General features: G+C 33.3%; 14 protein-coding genes. 10 read left to right on the top strand and 4 right to left on the bottom strand.

Going from position 1 to position 18,763, the window contains the following annotated elements; genetic code table 11:
* Positions 1 to 8: 8 nt before the first annotated feature.
* The 4 genes from Q0829_RS18840 to Q0829_RS18825 all read right to left on the bottom strand — a co-directional run bounded on the left by Q0829_RS18840 (position 9) and on the right by Q0829_RS18825 (position 8,201).
* Positions 9 to 2,426, bottom strand: a complete 2,418-nt coding sequence (locus tag Q0829_RS18840; RefSeq protein WP_298546011.1) for a polysaccharide lyase 6 family protein — start codon at positions 2,424 to 2,426, stop codon at positions 9 to 11.
* On the bottom strand, positions 2,426 to 3,937 hold the full coding sequence (locus Q0829_RS18835; RefSeq protein WP_298546010.1) for a RagB/SusD family nutrient uptake outer membrane protein: 1,512 nt from the start codon (positions 3,935 to 3,937) through the stop codon (positions 2,426 to 2,428). The genes Q0829_RS18840 and Q0829_RS18835 overlap by 1 nt, the downstream gene beginning before the upstream one ends.
* Before the next feature lie 77 nt (positions 3,938 to 4,014).
* Entirely contained in the window at positions 4,015 to 7,158 is a 3,144-nt protein-coding gene (locus Q0829_RS18830) for a TonB-dependent receptor (RefSeq protein ID WP_298546009.1), read from the bottom strand.
* Between the two features lie 329 nt (positions 7,159 to 7,487).
* Positions 7,488 to 8,201, bottom strand: coding sequence for a FadR/GntR family transcriptional regulator (locus Q0829_RS18825; protein ID WP_298546008.1), 714 nt, complete (start codon positions 8,199 to 8,201; stop codon positions 7,488 to 7,490).
* An 858-nt stretch (positions 8,202 to 9,059) separates the two neighbouring features.
* Here Q0829_RS18825 and Q0829_RS18820 point away from each other — a divergent pair.
* From Q0829_RS18820 to Q0829_RS18775, 10 genes are all read left to right on the top strand, one after another.
* Entirely contained in the window at positions 9,060 to 9,701 is a 642-nt protein-coding gene (locus tag Q0829_RS18820) for a GNAT family N-acetyltransferase (RefSeq protein ID WP_298546007.1), read from the top strand.
* Entirely contained in the window at positions 9,689 to 10,879 is a 1,191-nt protein-coding gene (locus Q0829_RS18815; protein ID WP_298546006.1) for an argininosuccinate synthase domain-containing protein, read from the top strand. The genes Q0829_RS18820 and Q0829_RS18815 overlap by 13 nt, the downstream gene beginning before the upstream one ends.
* A complete protein-coding gene (gene argC, locus Q0829_RS18810; protein WP_298546005.1) occupies positions 10,876 to 11,853 on the top strand; it encodes an N-acetyl-gamma-glutamyl-phosphate reductase in 978 nt (325 codons plus the stop codon). The genes Q0829_RS18815 and argC overlap by 4 nt, the downstream gene beginning before the upstream one ends.
* A gap of 95 nt (positions 11,854 to 11,948) precedes the next feature.
* The gene (proC, locus tag Q0829_RS18805; RefSeq protein ID WP_298546003.1) at positions 11,949 to 12,743 is read left to right on the top strand and encodes a pyrroline-5-carboxylate reductase; all 795 of its coding nucleotides are present in this window, start codon (positions 11,949 to 11,951) and stop codon (positions 12,741 to 12,743) included.
* Between the two features lie 81 nt (positions 12,744 to 12,824).
* Complete coding sequence (locus tag Q0829_RS18800; protein WP_298546001.1) at positions 12,825 to 13,964, top strand: aminotransferase class III-fold pyridoxal phosphate-dependent enzyme; 1,140 nt, start codon at positions 12,825 to 12,827, stop codon at positions 13,962 to 13,964.
* Positions 13,965 to 13,966: 2 nt separating this feature from the next.
* Positions 13,967 to 15,163, top strand: a complete 1,197-nt coding sequence (locus tag Q0829_RS18795; protein WP_298546000.1) for a glutamate-5-semialdehyde dehydrogenase — start codon at positions 13,967 to 13,969, stop codon at positions 15,161 to 15,163.
* On the top strand, positions 15,141 to 15,935 hold the full coding sequence (proB, locus tag Q0829_RS18790) for a glutamate 5-kinase (RefSeq protein ID WP_298545998.1): 795 nt from the start codon (positions 15,141 to 15,143) through the stop codon (positions 15,933 to 15,935). The genes Q0829_RS18795 and proB overlap by 23 nt, the downstream gene beginning before the upstream one ends.
* A complete protein-coding gene (locus Q0829_RS18785) occupies positions 15,928 to 16,872 on the top strand; it encodes an N-acetylornithine carbamoyltransferase (protein ID WP_298545996.1) in 945 nt (314 codons plus the stop codon). The genes proB and Q0829_RS18785 overlap by 8 nt, the downstream gene beginning before the upstream one ends.
* 3 nt (positions 16,873 to 16,875) lie before the next feature.
* Positions 16,876 to 17,661 (top strand): acetylglutamate kinase, encoded by a 786-nt coding sequence (argB, locus tag Q0829_RS18780; protein ID WP_298545994.1) that lies wholly within the window; start codon positions 16,876 to 16,878, stop codon positions 17,659 to 17,661.
* A gap of 2 nt (positions 17,662 to 17,663) precedes the next feature.
* Positions 17,664 to 18,728 (top strand): M20 family metallo-hydrolase, encoded by a 1,065-nt coding sequence (locus Q0829_RS18775; RefSeq protein ID WP_298545993.1) that lies wholly within the window; start codon positions 17,664 to 17,666, stop codon positions 18,726 to 18,728.
* Positions 18,729 to 18,763: the final 35 nt, after the last annotated feature.

Here is an 18,763-nt window from a genome sequence, read left to right as displayed (position 1 = left end):
TGTTAATTTTATTTTTTTGCTTCCCACTTCAATCCGATACGTTGTGTTTTAAGTAACGGTGATTTCTCACTTGGAATGAAATTGTTTTTATCTTCCCATTTTGGGTTTTTATACATTACATCTTTAGCAGATGCTCCTTTTGTTATTTTTACAGTACCACAGTCAAAAATGACACAGTTACTAATACTATTTTTGTTTCCTTTTAGATTAACAGGATTCACAACTTTATAGCTTTTTTCGAATACTGAGTTTTTGATGTTAACGGATACAATACCTTTATTCCTTATTACGGTACCTTTTTCGGTATTACCTATATTGCTGAATACCGAATTGTCGATTAGGAGTTTTCCTCCTAAAGTCGATTCATCAGTTCCACCACGATAATAATTCACAGCCCATTGGTCAATATCCTTAAAAATTGTATTATCGATATGTACTACTTGAGCACTGTATTTTCCATTATCGTCTTTTTCTTCAGATAGATTAATACCTCTATAAGCATTTTCAATTCTAGAATTAACAATACTTACAGTATCGGCAAAGGTTCCTTTATAGGCCTTATAAACACTACCTCCCTTTTTGTTTTTAAAGCCATGGATATGACAATTGTCAATAAATACAGAATATGTGTCAGATATGTCTTTATTAGGAGAGACTACGGCGTATTTTATTGGAACACTTAATTCTCCTGATATTTCAATATTATTTAGTCGTAATGTATTACCTCCTTCAACTCTGAAGAAATAGGTCGGATTTTTTTCTAAACCTTCTTTTACTTTTAATAAAGGTTTTTTGTCCGTAGAGTTTCCTTGGATAGTAACACTAGTCGAAACTTTTATACCTTTTTCTAAAATATATTCTCCAGATTTTAAATTTAGAATACTACCAAAAGAAGCTTTTTTCAGTGCTTTACGTAAAGTTCCCACACCTGGTTCTACTTCAATAATTTCAGCTTCTACAATTGTTTTCTGAGGTTTTACTTTTGAATCCCAAGAAGTACCACTTTTTAAAACAAGTGCTTTTGGAAGTTTGTTGTTTCCAAGATTATATGCTCCGGCAACAAAAGTATTTCTCTTAGCTCCTGTAATATCAAGCTTAGGTGATTTGCTTTCAGGTTTAGATTTTTTTATTAATTCTTCATTAGAAGTTTTCGGGATATAAAGAATGTTTTCTAAAGTACCCCAATCTACTTTGACTTTTGAAAAACCTGATTGGTTGAAGTCTTTTTCGGAATCAAGAATGTTTCCATAGAAGTTAAAACCATCTAATTTATCGTGTACTGTCGCAATATCACCGTTTTTATCATTGAAAATTAAATTATTAGCAAAGACAGTGTTTATAGGAGGTAATGATCTTTCCTCATCACTTCCAGCACAAAACTGAATTGGCGAGCAATTGATAATTGTATTATTCAGGATTTTTACATCTTTAACCTGATGATATCTATTTGCAGGGCTATTAGGCACACCATTCATGACTACAATTGGACCTCTAAAACCATCACCAGTAAGATTCATCATCAAATTATTTCTCACAACGTGACCAGCATTAATAATTCTAATACCTCCCGTATTTGATTTTTGATTTCCAATAAAAACATTACTTTCTATAAGACATTTATTTCCGTGTCTTAAAGTCAATACACCTTCACTTTCTAAAAAAAGATTATTTCGGTATACATTATCACAAGATTTATTAGAAATAATTTCTACTTCTCCATTGCATTTTTCGAAAACATTATCTTCTACAATAGTTCTTGATGATAGTAAAGAGTTTTTGCTAGTACCTATTCTGATGGTTTCTCCACCATTAAATCCTAAAGCCGGTCTTTCTCCGAAATAATTATGATCAATTCTATGATTATTATTGATATGCTTTTCACCTTTTAGCCAAACCACTAGAGTAGTACCAGAATTAGCTTTACCAGCAAAATAATTATGATCTACTCTGTTGTTTTTACCCCAAACGCTTATCCATTTATAATCTGTTGCTTTGGAGTTAGGATTATAATAAGTAATCGCACAATCGGTTAGTCTAGAATGATTTGCAAATTCTTTAGAATTTATTCTAAAAGAGATTACAGATTTACCCGAAGTATATCCATTCTTAAACCATAACCCTTTAACTACTATATGGGTTCCAGCTATTTTTAAGTTAGAATCTCCAGTAATGAATACTTTACCAGATTCTTCTGCTTCGATTATAATTGGATTTTCTGAGCTCCCTTGACCTTTAATTACTAATTTAACATCTTTCCACTCTCCATTTTTTAGTATGATGCGATCGCCTGCTTTTACAGATTGGATAGCACTATTGAATTCATCAATAGTAGCTACTTTAATCTCATTAGCAAAACCAATGCATCCAATAAAAAATAGTTGGATTGACACTATTGCTATAATGATATGTTGTTTACTTATAGTCATTAATAACCTATGTTTTGTGCCAAATTAGGGTTTAGATCAATTTCACGTTGAGGGATCGGTAGTAATAATTGAAAATCAACTATAGGATCAGCACCACGATCAGGATTATCCGGATCGTTATACGCAAATTCTGTGGTGAAATGACTATTAATTACAGTTAATGCTCTATTCGTTCTTAGTAAATCAAAAAATCTATGATTTTCAAAAGCAAACTCTACACGACGTTCTTGTTCTAATGCTAGTTTAAATGCAAAAGTCGAAGGAACATCCGATTCTGCAAGAAGAGGAAGCTCTGCACGAGCTCGTACTTTATTCAGTTCAGTTAAAGCTTCCGTAATCCCTCTGGCATCTACATAGGCTTCAGATAACATTAAAAGAACGTCAGCAAATCGTGTGATTGGCCAGTCTACATCACCATCATTTAGTGCACTAAAGGATGAATTATATTTTGTAATATGATTATCATCTCTAAATTCGTCGTCCTCTGGTCCTGGATCATTTTCGATAGTAAAACCATCTGCCATAGAGCTGTTTAATCTAGAGTCCATTTCCTCATAAGCAGCTAACATATCTTCTGTCGGGATATTACGACTATCCCCATCTCCGAAAACAACAATTCCTGCGCTTCTTCTTGGAGCAAATAGATTAGGAAATGGTGAACCTAGACCAATAAGTCCTTGTTCATAACGAACAGAAAAAATAACTTCGCTATTTGTTTCGTTACCTGGTTCGAAAAGAAGATCATAATTTGATATAAGATCTCTATCACTCTGGTCTCTTACATATTCTAATTGTGTAATAGCCGCTTCCAAATCTTTATTGGGACTTGATAAATAAACTTTACCTAAAATTGTTCTAGCTGCGATACCAGTTGCTCTTCCGAACTCTGATTCGTCATATGTTTCTGGTAATAAATTTACTGCGTCGCTTAAATCTTGAATAATAAAATCATAAACCTCGGTTTGAGCTTGGCGTGCCAGGTTCAGTCCGTCTTCTCCAATAACGATTTCATCTACAATAATAATACTACCGTATAATCTGGTTAGATTAAAATGGATCAAAGCTCTAATGAATTTAGCTTCTCCTTCTAGTTGATTTCTTAGATCTTGATCTTCTGCTACATCCAGATTAGCTATTACTCTATTGGCAAGTGCAATAGTTTTGTAACAAGCTGCATAATATTCTTGATTTATAGAATTGTTAGTATCTACATCGAATCGATCTAGTGTAAATCTTTGAAAATCTGATTCTGGAGATGAGTCTGGGTCAGTGAATGTGTTATCAGATCTCATTTCTGTAACATTCCATTCTACTTCCAGTACTTCGTATAAACTAGAATACGTAGCTATCATTCCTCTATTTAATTCTTCTTGGTCTTGATAAAAGTTATTATCCGTTCTAAAGGATATTACGTCTTCCTCTAGATCGCATGACACAAAGCATAATGTCAGGACCAATGCACAAACTTTAAAGTTTATGAGTTTATTTTGAAATTTAAAAATATGTTTCATATTACTATATTTTTTCTTCTGTATTTCATTTAACGTTAAGTAATTCTTGCTAAATTAAATCAGCAATGATTACTTCTTTAGAAATTTATATCTATCCCAAGAGCTAACTGTCTTTGTACAGGTGTTACTCCTCTTTGGTACCCTCTAATTAATACATTGTTTCTATTAGTTTGTCCTTCTGGATTTGTACCGAGATATTCATCGGCAGCATTATACCATAAGTTTTGTCCTGATAGATAAATTCTCATTTTTTCTAATCCAATTTTCTTGGTAGCTAATGAAGGGACTGAATATCCTAATACAACCTCTCTTAATGATATATAAGAAGCGTCTTGTACGGCAAAATCTGTAGATAAATATTCAATTCCGGTTCTTATACCAGGATTACTAGCGGGTATATCTGAACTAAAAAACTGATCTTGAGCATATACAGCACTATAACGTTGAACTTCAGTATAGAAGGCTTCTCCCCATACAACTTCACCGCCTTGTGATCCTTGGAAAGAAAAGTTAAGATCTAAATTCCCATAGGTAAAAGTATTGGTGAATCCCCATATAAAATCTGGAAAAGGATCCCCAATTACAGTTCTATCGCCTGCATCAATAATTCCATCACCATTTACATCAACTCTCTTAAGACCACCTACAGCATCTCCATCACCTGTAGGGCTATTATCAAATTCTTCTTGCGAGTTAAAAATACCATCTGTAACGTATCCGAAATATTGGATATATGGTTCTCCAACACGAGTAATATATTGATCAGTACGTTCTCCATTATTGATAACTCTTTCTGAACCACCGAATGAAATAAGCTTATTTTCGTTAAAAGAAATATTAGCGTTGGATTGCCATTTTAATTTCCCTTTTCCTATATTGGTGGATAGGTCAAATTCCCAACCAGAGTTTTGTACCTTTCCAATATTATTCCATTGTTCGTCAAATCCTGTAGCATTTGATATTGGTCTTTGTAACAATAATTTTTCTGATAATTTATAATAGTAATCTACAGTAAGGTTTACAGCATTTCTAAAGAAACCAAGATCAATACCATTGTTGAATTCTGTATTGGTTTCCCAGCTAATATCCGGGTTACCTTGTAGATCTCCTACTTCACCTTGACCTGTTGTTACTCCTCCGTCACCTAGACCATAATTTCCGAAATCTACTAATGTTCGTGCTAAGAAGTCAAATAGAGGAGGAGCAGATCCACTAATTCCCCAACTAGATCTTAGTTTAAAATTATTTACAGTATTACCAATACTGTTACGCCAGAAGTTTTCATTAGCGACATTCCAACCTATAGAAACAGATGGAAAAAAACCATACTTGTTGTTTTCACCAAATTTATTAAAACCATCTGCTCGTCCTGCTAGTGAAATTAAATAACGATCTTTATAAGCGTAATTAATTCTCGCTAGGTATGATGATAATATAGTTTCATCCTTTAAAGTTGATGTACCATTAAGGTCAATTATAGATGCTCCGTTAAGAGTTGTGATTTCTTCGTCAGCAAAACTAAACGCGCTTATATTTGTAAGACGTTCTGCTGTGTTTTCATAGGTGATACCCGCTAATAATCCAAGATCATGTCCATTGAAATTTCGATTATAGTTTAAGGTATTTTCGTTAATATATTTAACGGTTAGTTGATCGGCTAAAAGACCTTCTGTTTCACCATTACGATCTCCAGCTGATCCAAAAAATTCTTCAGCGGTGCGATATCTTACGTAGCCTCCGAGTGAAGATCTTAGAGTAAGTCCTTTAGCGATTTTCCACTTTACAGATCCATTCGCTAATAATCTATATTCAAAACGATTTCTTCTACTAGCTTCTTGTCTGGAGATTGGATTGAAATTTCTTGAAGACCAAAGATTTTCTAAATTACCGGTGTTTCTTACTTCTCCCGTGTTGAGATCAACAAAATCAAAGTTTAGGTTTGTAAAATGTTGTGCGTGCGCAAAACTTCCTACGGGTTCACCTGTTAAATCTGAAGTGTATTGATTGTGTCTAACAGGAATCCACGTTTCATACCTACCAACATCCGTAAAATTAATAGAAGATCTTCTCGTAAGAGTATAGGACGGATTTATTTTTAAATCAAAGCTTAGTCTATCTGTCAATTTAGACTTGAGTCTTGCTGATACATTTAGTCTTTCTAGATCGTTATCTTTTCTTAGACCTTCATCAATGATATAATTAGCAGAGACTAAATAATTAGATCTATTTCCTCCACCATATATATTCAATTGATAATTCTCAATTCTTGCCGCATTTCTTAGTGCTTCTTCTTGCCAATCTGTAGGTCCGCCAATATTTTGGGCAATTGTTCTTTTTCCAATTTCTCTACCAGTAAAATTTATAAGTGTTGGTTCTCTACCTTCTTGCTGTGCATTAAAATTTTCAACCAATTGATCTCTTTGTCTGTCTAAATCAGAAAACTCTATAGCGTCTAATAGATCAATTTTTCTAGCAGCCTGTTTAAAACCAGTTAACGTTTTGAATTCGTAAGATGTTTTTTCTGCTTTACCTTGTTTCGTTGTAACCAAAATAACACCGTTTGCTCCTCTTGATCCGTAGATTGCGGTAGAACTGGCGTCTTTTAGAACTTCAATGGATTCAATGGTACTTGGATTGATAAATTGAAGACCATCATCAAAAGGAAATCCATCTACTACAACAAGTGGGGCAGAACTAAGACTTATAGATCCAATACCTCTTACTATTATTTCTGGCTCATCACCAACATTACCAGTAGTATTTCTAATCTGAACTCCCGCAATTTTACCTTTGATGCTATTAGAAACATCAGAATATGGTAATTCATCTAGATTGGTGTTCTCTAGTTTTGATACAGAAGCAGTTAAACTGGATTTCTTCTGAACTCCATAACCGATAACAACAACTTGCTCAAGTTCTGAAGCTTCTTCTTCCAGAGCAATATCAAGTCTCGTTTGGTTATCTATTGGAACGGTTATTGTTTTCTTACCGGTAAAGGAAAATGAAACAACATCTCCTTTATTTACTTTAAGCTGGTAATATCCATCAAAGTCCGTGGTTGTCCCAGCGTTTGATCCTAATATCAGTACATTAACACCTGGTATTGGAATTCCGTCTTCTAGGGAAGTAACAGTTCCTTCTAACGTTATGCCATCTTGAGCAAGCACTGTACAATGATATAGAACAATCAGTACGATTGTTATAATCTTTTTTAAATACATAAGTAATTATTTTTTTGTTTTAGAATGCTTTAGTTTAAATCACTAATAGGTTCATTTTCGATTTAAAAGCAAAACTTGATTTTAATAGTTACTTATTCTCAAACAAAGTTTCAAAAAAACAATAAATCGAAGTACGTTTATGTATTTTTCTTATATTTGTTATAATCTATCTATAAGTAATTATAGTATAAAATTTTACTTTTTAAACTAAGTGAATTTTCGAAAATCAAGGGATTAGTGTGGTAGCTGTCCCTTTTTTTGTTTCTTTTCTTTTATGTTACATATTCGATTGGTATTAGAATTATTTCCCTTGTTGTTTATTAGTATTCTTAATCATAACAAAATTTATATAAATCTTTAAAGTGTTCTTCAAGTTTCGCAACTGCTCTATCTGGATCTTTGTCAATTATAGCATCAATTATTGCTTGATGTTCTTTTATTAATAAATGATTTTCGTCTTTGTTACATACTTTATTAGCTACAAAACGAGTAATGATTTCTGGTGTAATTACTAACATTAATGAGTTGATCACACTATTACCACTCGCCTCAGATAGTTTAAGGTGGAACATTAAATCTTCCTCTACAGCATTTAAACCATTTATTGCTTTTTCACTATAAGCTTCATGTGCTGCTTGTATTTGACGTAAATGTTCATCTGACCTTCTTGTTGCTGCTAACCTAACAGCATTTGTCTCCAGTATTAATCTTGTTTCTACCAAGGATTTAAAATCAGGTTCTTGTAATTGTAAAATATCGGTCATCATTCCATTAAGAGCGGTTACACCTATATTAGATACTCTTGTCCCACTTTGAGGGTATTTTTTAACCAATCCATAAAATTCTAACCTTTGTATAGCTTGACGTAATTGATTACGACTTACTCCTAGCTTTTCAGCCAAAATTCTTTCAGCTGGAAGCTTATCACCAGGTTCAAGTTGCTTAGAAATAATTAATTCCCTAATTTTAGAAATAATTATTTCTTCGGAACCCTTTTTTAGATTGGATATAACATCTATTTCATTTTCTATTTTAATACTCATATACTGGGTTTGATTTTAACTGGTTGACCAATCTGGTTAACCAAAAGTATTGTTTTTTTTTATTTTCACAAAATTTATATGTTAAAAAGATTAAGAAAGTTCAAAAAAGTGATATTTTTTTAATCAAATATATATCCTCAAAGCTTTTCGTATTGTGAAAAGTATGAGTGAGATGTATACTTTTTAATCATTAATTCGATATTTTATGAATGATTTTGCTTCTTTTTTCACCTAATTATTCCTTTTACCTCTAAAAATAACAAAAAAAGTGTTATCAGATATAGGTTGTTTAGATAACTACTAATTATAAAAATGTAATTTTTAATGTAGTTTGTTTATGATTTTTATTAAAATTTAGTTTAGTTTTTACGAAAACAATAATTATATAAGATTGTTAGTTTTAATTTATATAGGGAAACTTTTTTTATGTAATTTTGTGTCATCTAGTTAACGAAAGGGGCTACGGCCGACGATTTAGAGTTACTATTATGAAAACGGCAAATTTTATTTTTACAGAAGTTAAAGTTCAATTCTTGAACAAATTAGTTGATACCAATATATCTGCACGCCGCTTTCGTCGCCCCTTGGGGGTTTAAACTTATTCTGAAGTAGGTGCGTCCTGCTTCCCTAAAAATATTCCATTTTTCGATTTAGTTACATTTCTTTTCAGGAATACATCTTTATATATTGATTTTTAATGTAACCAAGCTCGAATCTTTCTAGGAATTATCCATTTAAATTTTAATCATTCCAACTTTTTGATAAACTAAATTCATGCATAATGAATTGTAGTATAATATCAAAAGTGCGGCATAACGAATCACATCGGACCTTAGATAGGGTAACAGAAATGAACTGATGAAACAGATAGAAATCGTAATAGCTACAAAAGACCATCTTGCATACGCTAGAGAAATATGCGAGGTTATATCAGACTCGGCAAAGGTAAGAGGAACTGGAATAGCTAAACGTACTCCAGAATATATAAAGACTAAGATTAGAAACGGAAATGCAATTATCGCATTATGTCAAGATAAGTTTGCCGGGTTCTGTTACATCGAAGTTTGGGGGCATGAAAAATACGTAGCACATTCTGGTCTCATTGTACATCCGGATTACAGAAATCAAGGATTAGCAAAAAAAATAAAGGAGTTTACATTTAATTATTCCTTGAAAAAATATCCTCTTTCTAAAGTTTTCGGAATTACAACGGGATTAGCAGTAATGAAGATAAACTCGGATTTGGGGTATAAGCCGGTTACTTTTTCAGAACTGACTGATGATCCTAAGTTTTGGGCAGGATGCAAAACCTGCACCAATTATGATATCCTAACTGCCAAAGATCATAAAATGTGTCTATGTACAGGAATGTTGTACAATCCAGCGAGTGAAGTAAGAAAAAAGGAAAAATGGTATAACAAAAAAGTATTAAAAAGATTAAAAAAAATAAAACAAACAATGCTAACAAGCAATAAACAATTGTTGTTATGGAAAAAGTAGTAGTCGCATATAGTGGAGGTTTAGATACTTCATATTGTGTTAAATATCTCATTCATGAAATGAATCTTGAAGTTCATACGATATTGGTAAATACTGGAGGATTTTCTGATGAAGAATTAGAGCTTACAGAAAAAAGAGCATACGAATTAGGAAGCACTTCTCATGTCAATAAAACTATATTAAATGAATTTTATCAAAAAGCAATTAAGTATTTGATTTTTGGTAATGTTCTAAAAAATAATACATATCCATTATCAGTAAGTGCAGAAAGAATCTTTCAGGCAATCGAGGTGATTAATTATGCAAAGAAAGTTGGAGCAAAATATATCGCACACGGAAGTACTGGTGCAGGAAATGATCAGATTAGATTTGATGTTATTTTTCAAACCTTGGCTCCTGAAATCGAAATTATTACTCCGATAAGGGATTTAAAATTATCTCGACAGGCAGAAGTAGAGTTTCTTAAAAAACACGGAGTAGATTATAGTTGGGAAAAAGCCCAGTATTCTATAAATAAAGGAATTTGGGGTACTAGTGTAGGAGGAAAAGAAACGCTGACATCTCATAATGCATTACCAGAAAATGCGTACCCAAGCCAGCTTCAAAAAGAGAAAGAAGAAACTATCACACTGAATTTCAAAAAAGGTGAATTAGTTGGATTAGACGGAATAAAAGATACACCGGTTAAGAACATTCAGAAATTGGAAGAATTGGCAAGCGCATTTGCTATTGGTAGAGATATTCATGTTGGTGATACTATTATAGGAATAAAAGGAAGAGTAGGGTTTGAGGCAGCAGCGCCATTGGTAATTATTAAAGCGCATCATTTATTAGAGAAACATGTGTTGACTAAGTGGCAACAATACTGGAAAGAACAATTAGCGAATTGGTATGGCATGTTATTGCATGAAGGTAATTACCTGGATCCTGTGATGAGAAATATTGAGGTATTTCTTGACGATTCTCAGAAATCAGTAACAGGTGATGTTACTGTAAAGCTAAAACCATATCATTTTACACTAGAAGGAATCGAATCAGAATTTGATATGATGAAATCGGATTTTGGACAATACGGTGAGATGAATAACTCATGGACATCTGATGATGCTAAAGGGTTTATCAAAATCTACGGAAATGCAAATAAGATATATCATAATGTAAATCCAAGCGAATCATGATCAAAGTCGGAATAATAGGAGGATCAGGATATACAGCAGGAGAATTGCTGAGGTTATTAGTGAATCATCCAAAAGTTGAACTAGATTTTGTATACAGTACTACCAATGCAGGCGTTCCGATTAGTAAGCAACATGTAGATTTATTAGGAGAAATAGACCTATCGTTTACTGATACAATTAATTCAGATGTAGATGTATTATTTCTATGTCTTGGGCATGGTAGATCAAGAGCATTTCTTGAGGAACATACTTTTTCTGATACAACTAAGATCATAGATTTGGGTAACGATTTCAGATTAGAAAATGATCAAAATTTCTTAGGAAGAGATTTTGTTTATGGCTTACCTGAATTACAAAAAGAAAAGATTCAATCAGCTCAGAATATCGCCAATCCAGGATGTTTTGCCACAGCAATCCAATTAGGTTTACTGCCGTTGGCTTCTGAAGGTGAATTAACAGATACTGTACATGTAAACGCAACCACAGGAAGTACTGGAGCTGGAGTAATGCCTGGAGGAACTACCCATTTTAGTTGGAGAGATAATAATTTCTCTAGCTATAAAGTATTTACACATCAACATCTGGGTGAAATCAATCAGAGTATTAAACAATTACAAAATAATTTTGAAGCTCCTATTTTCTTCATACCTAACAGAGGGAACTTCAGTAAAGGTATTTATGCTACGATGTATACTAAATATAATAGGTCAGAAAAAGATGCCAAAGAATTGTACAGTTCCTTCTATAAAGATGCAAAATTTACAATAGTATCAGATTCTGAAATTCACTTGAAACAAGTAGTGAATACCAATAAATGTATTCTTCATGTTAGTAAAAAAGACGGAATGTTATTAGTCACTTCAGTGATCGATAATTTGATAAAAGGAGCTTCTGGTCAAGCCATTCATAATATGAATTTGATGTTTGGATTAGAAGAAAAAACAGGATTAGAATTAAAAGCAAGCGCATTTTAAATGCTAAAAGTGTCACACTGAGCTTGTCGAAGTGTAGTAAAAAATGTCTAAAATTGAGTCTTCGACAGGCTCAGACTGACAAAATAGAATAAAAAATGAATAAAATAACAATCATAGGAGGAGGTAACTTAGGCAAGTCCATAATATCTGGATTGGCTGATAGTGAGCTGTTTGAAGCAAAAAATATAACAGTAGTAGATAAGTCAAAATATAACTTAAAAGAAGTTGAAGAAAAATTAGGAGTAGCCACATCTCAAGATATTCTAGCATCTATAAAAGATGTGAAATGGGTAATTCTATGTGTGCAGCCAAGACAATTAGATGCTGTTTTGCAAGAGATCAAAGATGTAGTTACCGACGATCAAATATTAATTTCTACCGTTACAGGAACCTCAATTGCAGAAATTAATGAAGTAGTGCCTAACAATAAAGTCGTACGAGTAATGCCAAATACAGGAGCTGCAAAAAAACTGTCCATGACATGTATTTCAGCTAATGACGATGTAAAAGAAGAATTGTCTACAGTGAAAAAAATGTTCGATACCATTGGAGAAACTTTAGTAATTGAAGAAAGATTGATGCAAGCGGCTACCGTTTTAGGGGCAAGTGGGATAGCTTTCTTTTTAAGATTTCTTAGAGCTATGATTCAAGGAGGAATTCAAATGGGATTTCATCCTCACGAAGCTCAGATTATTGCGGTGCAAACTGCTATTGGAGCGGCAACTCTGGTTGCAGAAAACGGAACGCACCCAGAACGCGAGATTGATAAAGTAACCACACCACAAGGCTGTACGATTGAAGGTTTAAATGAAATGGAACACCAAGGGTTAAGTTCATCTGTAATAAAAGGAGTAATGGCTTCTTATGAAAAAATTAATACGATAAAGTAAGAGTTAAAGAGAATAGAAAATAGAGCATAGACTTTTTATCTATTTTCTCTTCTCTTTATTCTCTGTCCTAAAAAGAAAAATATGAAACTATTTGATGTATATCCATTGTATAATGTAGAGCCTGTAAATGCTTATGACAGTATTGTAGTTGATAAGAATGGGGTTGAGTATTTAGACCTATACGGAGGTCATGCCGTAATATCTGTTGGCCATGGGCATCCACATTATGTAAAAAGGTTAAAAGAGCAGATAGAAAAAATAGGTTTTTATTCTAATGCTGTTCAAAATAGTCTGCAATCTGAGTTAGCGTCTAAGCTAGGAGAATTATCAGGATATGATGAATACCAGCTATTTTTATGTAATTCTGGAGCAGAAGCAAACGAAAATGCACTAAAACTAGCTTCGTTTTATACTGGTAAATCTAGAGTTATTGCATTTCAGAATGGTTTTCATGGTAGAACTTCGGCGGCAGTTGCCGCTACAGATAATGCTAAGATTAATTCGCCCTTAAATATGCAGCAAAACGTCACCTTTTTGCCATTAAATGACTTGGACTTAGTAGAAGCCGAGTTAGAAAAAGGTGATGTTTGTGCTGTAATTATTGAACCGATTCAGGGTGTTGGTGGTTTGGATGAAGGAACTACTAACTTTTTTAAGGGTTTAGAAAAATTGTGTAAATCAAATAATGTCGTCTTAATTCTAGATGAAGTACAATCTGGATTTGGAAGAACAGGAAAATTCTTTGCACATCAATATCATGGGATTACACCAGATATTATTTCTATAGCTAAAGGTATGGGTAATGGTTTTCCAATAGGTGGAATTATGATAGCACCACATATTGAACCGAGTTATGGGATGTTGGGTACAACCTTTGGAGGAAATCACCTGGCTTGTATAGCGGCTTTATCAGTATTGGAAATATTGGAAATGGAGAATTTGATTGATAATGCAAAACTAACAGGAGATTATTTTACATCTCAGGCAATTCGACTTCCTGGAGTAAAGAAAGTGAAAGGAAAGGGATTGATGCTAGGAATAGAATTTGATTTTGAAGTAAGTGAGCTTCGAAAAAAACTAATTTATGATGAACATATTTTTACAGGAGGTGCTATGAACAAAAAGTTGTTACGAATACTTCCACCATTGACGATAGGTAAGTCAGAAATAGATCAATTCATTAAAGCATTGCACAAGGTTTTAGTACCAGAAAAGATATAAACATGAACCATATACTAAATATATCACAAAGAAACTCAATATTGCAAAGGATGACAGTATTGGTAGATCAACATAGAGATGCTATACTAGAAGCAAATCTAAAAGATCTTGAATCGTATTCGGGAGAGGATTTGGCAATGAAGGATCGACTAAAAGTTGATCATCATAAAATAGAAGCCATGATTGCAGCTCTTGAACAGTTGGCTTGTCAGGAAGATCCAATTGGTGTAGAACGTTTTCGATTTACACATGATAATGGTATGCAGGTATATAATAAAACTGCTTCTTTTGGTACTGTCTTAATTATCTATGAATCAAGACCAGATGTTACCATAGAAGCAGCTGGAATTGCTTTCAAATCCGGAAATAAAATTTTACTAAAAGGAGGTAAAGAATCTCTAAATTCTAATCTCGAAATAGTAAAACTTTGGCATCAGGCACTTAATGAGAATAATATTTCAACAGATTGGGTAGAGTATCTAAAATATAACAGAACAGAGACACAGGCATTTTTAGAAAAACCAACCCAGAATATTGATCTTATCGTTCCCAGAGGAGGAGAAAGGTTGATCGCGTTTGTAAAACAACACGCTACTTGTCCTGTTATCGTGAGTGGAAGAGGGAATAACTTTGTGTATGTACATAACGAAGCAGATCGAGCTTTGGCTTTGGATAATATTATTAATGGGAAAACAGATAAAATTTCTGCTTGTAATGCTGTAGATAAGGTTTTAATAGATAAAAATCTTCCCAATAAGGAGGACTTTGTAAGAAATCTAATCACAACACTCAAAAATTTTAATGTAGAAATATTAGGAGATACTTCATTGTCTAAATACGTAGATGTAAACCCGATTTCTGATAACGATATTTGGCAGGAAGAATTTTTAGATTATAAAATTGTTATCGGAGAAACCGAGAATGCTCCAGAAGCAATTTCTAAGATAAATAAATATAGTGGAGGACATTCTGCAGCTATTATTACCAGAAATCAAAAGGAAGCAGAGATTTTCATGTCATCTGTAGATTGTGCAGCAGTATATCACAATGCATCTACTAGATTCACTGATGGTTTTCAGTTAGGTTTAGGAGGAGAGTTAGCTATAAGCACAGATAAATTACACCAAAGAGGCCCAATCGGTTTGCAGCATTTGGTAACGAATAAATGGTATATACATGGAGATGGACAGATCAGGTAAAAAGAGAATTGTACTGAAGATAGGGTCTAATGTCTTAACTAAAGAAACGGATCATATCTCCAGAGGTAAGATAGAAGATATAGGTAAACAGATTGTTGCTTTACAAGACCTTTATGAATTTGTGATTGTAAGTTCTGGAGCTATCGCTGTGGCGAAACAATTTGTAAATCTGGAAAGTAATGGTAAGGAAATAAATGTAAAACAAGCGTTGGCATCCATCGGACAACCACATTTAATGAGGATTTTTCAGGAGAGTTTTAGAGATTTAGGATTGCTTACATCGCAATGTTTATTATCGTATTCTGATTTTGAAAGAGAACAATCCAAAAAGAATATTGTGAATACAATTAACGTATTAGTAGCAAATAACTATATACCTATTATCAATGAAAATGATACCGTGGCAACTGATGAAATCCAATTTGGAGATAATGATAAGTTAGCTGCTTTAACAGCCTGTTTGCTGGAAGCTGATTTATTAGTAATTGCAACTAACACCAACGGTATTTGTACTAAAGAGTCTGTAGAGAATAGTACATATGAGACCATTAATGAAGTGGATGATATTGATTCGTTGACTAATGAAATTGTTTCCTCTGTTTCAACACATGGAACAGGAGGAATGACATCTAAAGTACAAGCAGCAAGTATAGCGCAAAATTCAGCTATAGAAACCTGGATTGTTAATGGTCTGGAAGATAATTTTATGGTAAATGCGATTGATAAAAAAGTTCCTTTTACTAAAATAGTTAAAGCAGTATATAATGAATAATTACTTCTCAATAAAAGATATAGATTCACTGGATAATTGGGTGAATGAAGCGATTGAACTAAAGAAAACTCCTTTGTCTAATAAGATGTTAGGCGTGGATAAAACTATAGGTTTATTATTTTTTAATCCTAGTCTTCGTACTCGATTAAGCACCCAAAAAGCTGCTTTAAACCTTGGCATGAATGTGATCGTAATGAATTTTACTGGTGAAGGTTGGTCTTTAGAATATGGAGATGGAACGGTAATGGATCAAGGTAATTCTGAACATGTAAAAGAGGCAGCCCAAGTAGTTTCGCAGTACTGTGATGTATTGGCAATCAGAGCATTTGCAAAACTAGAGAATAGAGAAGAGGATTATGAAGAAAAAGTGATGAAAAGCTTTATCAAATATGCCAGTATTCCTGTAATTAATATGGAAAGTGCTACTGGTCATCCTTTACAAGCATTAACAGACGCAATTACGATAACAGAACATAAACCAACATATAGACCAAAGATTGTATTATCATGGGCACCGCATCCGAAAGCCTTACCACAGGCAGTTGCGAATTCTTTTGTAGAAATTGCGCAACAAATGGAAGCAGATTTTGTAATTACCCACCCTGTGGGATTTGAGTTAGCCAGTCAGATTACTAATGAGGTGCCCATTGATTACAATCAGGAACATGCATTGAAAGATGCGGATTTTGTGTATGTAAAGAACTGGAGTTCATATAATGATTATGGAAAATCATCTCAAGATCAACATTGGAAAATTACCGAAGAGAAAATGAAATTAACTAATAATGCAAAATTTATGCATTGTTTACCGGTAAGAAGAAACGTGGTGGTTGATGATACGGTTATTGATAGTGAAAATTCTATAGTAATCGAACAGGCTAATAACAGAACCTATGCAGCTCAATTGGTATTAAAGAAAATTTTAGAAAAAAGTTGAGTTATGGAACAAAAACAAAAGTTATTGGTAGCTAAGATTGGAGGAAACATCATCGAAGATGAAAAAGCCTTAGATTCTTTTCTAAAAGATTTCTCTAAAACAGAAGGGCCAAAAATCCTGATTCACGGAGGTGGTAAATCTGCCACGAAATTGGCTTCAAAACTAGGTGTTAAGACTGAAATGATCGATGGAAGAAGAATTACTTCAGCAGAGAATCTGGAAATTGTAGTAATGACATATGCAGGTTTATTGAATAAGACTATTGTCGCTGGTTTGCAAAAATATCATTGTAATGCCCTTGGATTAACCGGGGCTGATGCGAACCTAGTGGTAGCAGATAAAAGACCTGTACAGTTTGTTGATTATGGATATGTTGGAGACGTAACTAAGGTGAATAGTAAAACGTTACAGGGTTTTTTGGAATTAGGAATAACTCCAGTTTTTTGTGCTGTAACACATGACGCTAATGGTCAATTGTTTAATACCAATGCGGATACGATTGCTTCAGAAATTGCTTCTGCCATGGGAACATATTATGATGTGTCTCTCTTTTATTGTTTTGAATTAAAAGGAGTTTTAGAGAACATAGAAGATAAAGACTCTGTAATTGAACATATTGATTTAGATAAGTATTCTGAATTAAGAGATGCTGAGATTATTGCAGATGGAATGTTGCCTAAACTACAGAACTGTTTTGATGCATTACATAAAAATGTGAGTAAAGTACATATTGCAAATGCTGATTTTATAAAGGATAACACTACTAAACATACAACTTTGAGTTTGTAACAATGATACAAGAATTAACAAATAATGCTATTGAGCTTTTGCATAAGCTGATCGAAACACAGTCTTTTTCTTCAGAAGAAGAGGGAACTGCTACCTTAATTGAAAATTGGTTTGATCAATATAATATTCCTTTTGAAAGAGAGAATAATAACATTTGGGCATACAACAAATATTTTGATGAAAGTAAACCTACTGTATTATTGAACTCTCATCATGATACTGTAAAGCCAAATGGTAATTATACCAATGACCCGTTAAATGCATTTGTAGAAGATGGCAAATTATACGGATTAGGAAGCAATGATGCTGGAGGATGTTTAGTCTCTTTAATTGCCACATTTACATATTTCTATAACAAAGAGAACTTGAATTATAATTTTGTAATAGCAGCTTCCGCAGAAGAGGAGAGTAGTGGCCCATTAGGTTTAAAAAGTATTCTGAAGTATCTAAAAAATGTAAAGTTCGCCGTTGTTGGTGAACCAACTTTGATGCAATTAGCGATTGCCGAGAAAGGATTGTTAGTATTGGATGTATCTGTAAGCGGAACTGCAAGTCATGCTGCACATCCTAATGATGATAATGCAATTTATAATACACTGAATGTAATTGAATGGTTTAGAGATTACAAATTTGAAAAAAGTTCAGAGACTTTAGGCGATGTAAAAATGACAGTTACACAAATACATGCAGGTAATCAGCATAATGTAGTCCCTTCTCCATGTCATCTGGTAGTAGATATTAGAGTAAATGACAAGTATAAAAATGAAAAGGTTTTAGCCATAGTTAAAAAGGCGATGCCAAAGAATGTGGAAGTAAAACCAAGATCATTGCATTTAGGGTCTTCATCCATACCAAAAGATCACCCTATCGTGAAATCAGGAATTGCTTTGGGCAGAAGTACCTATGGCTCACCGACACTCTCTGATCAATCAGTATTGAGTTGTCCGTCGTTAAAATTAGGACCAGGAGATTCTACCAGATCACATTCTGCGGATGAGTTTATATATGTAGAGGAGATTAAAGAAGGAGTGGAATTATATATTAAAATTTTAGAAGGAATAGTATAGTAAATATGTCACACTGAGCTTGTCGAAGTGTGAAT

Origin of the sequence: uncultured Aquimarina sp., from assembly GCF_947492405.1 — a bacterium.
Taxonomy (GTDB): domain Bacteria; phylum Bacteroidota; class Bacteroidia; order Flavobacteriales; family Flavobacteriaceae; genus Aquimarina.
The sequence above is the reverse complement of the archived record's forward strand: the minus strand, read 5'-3'. Positions and strand labels throughout refer to the sequence as shown.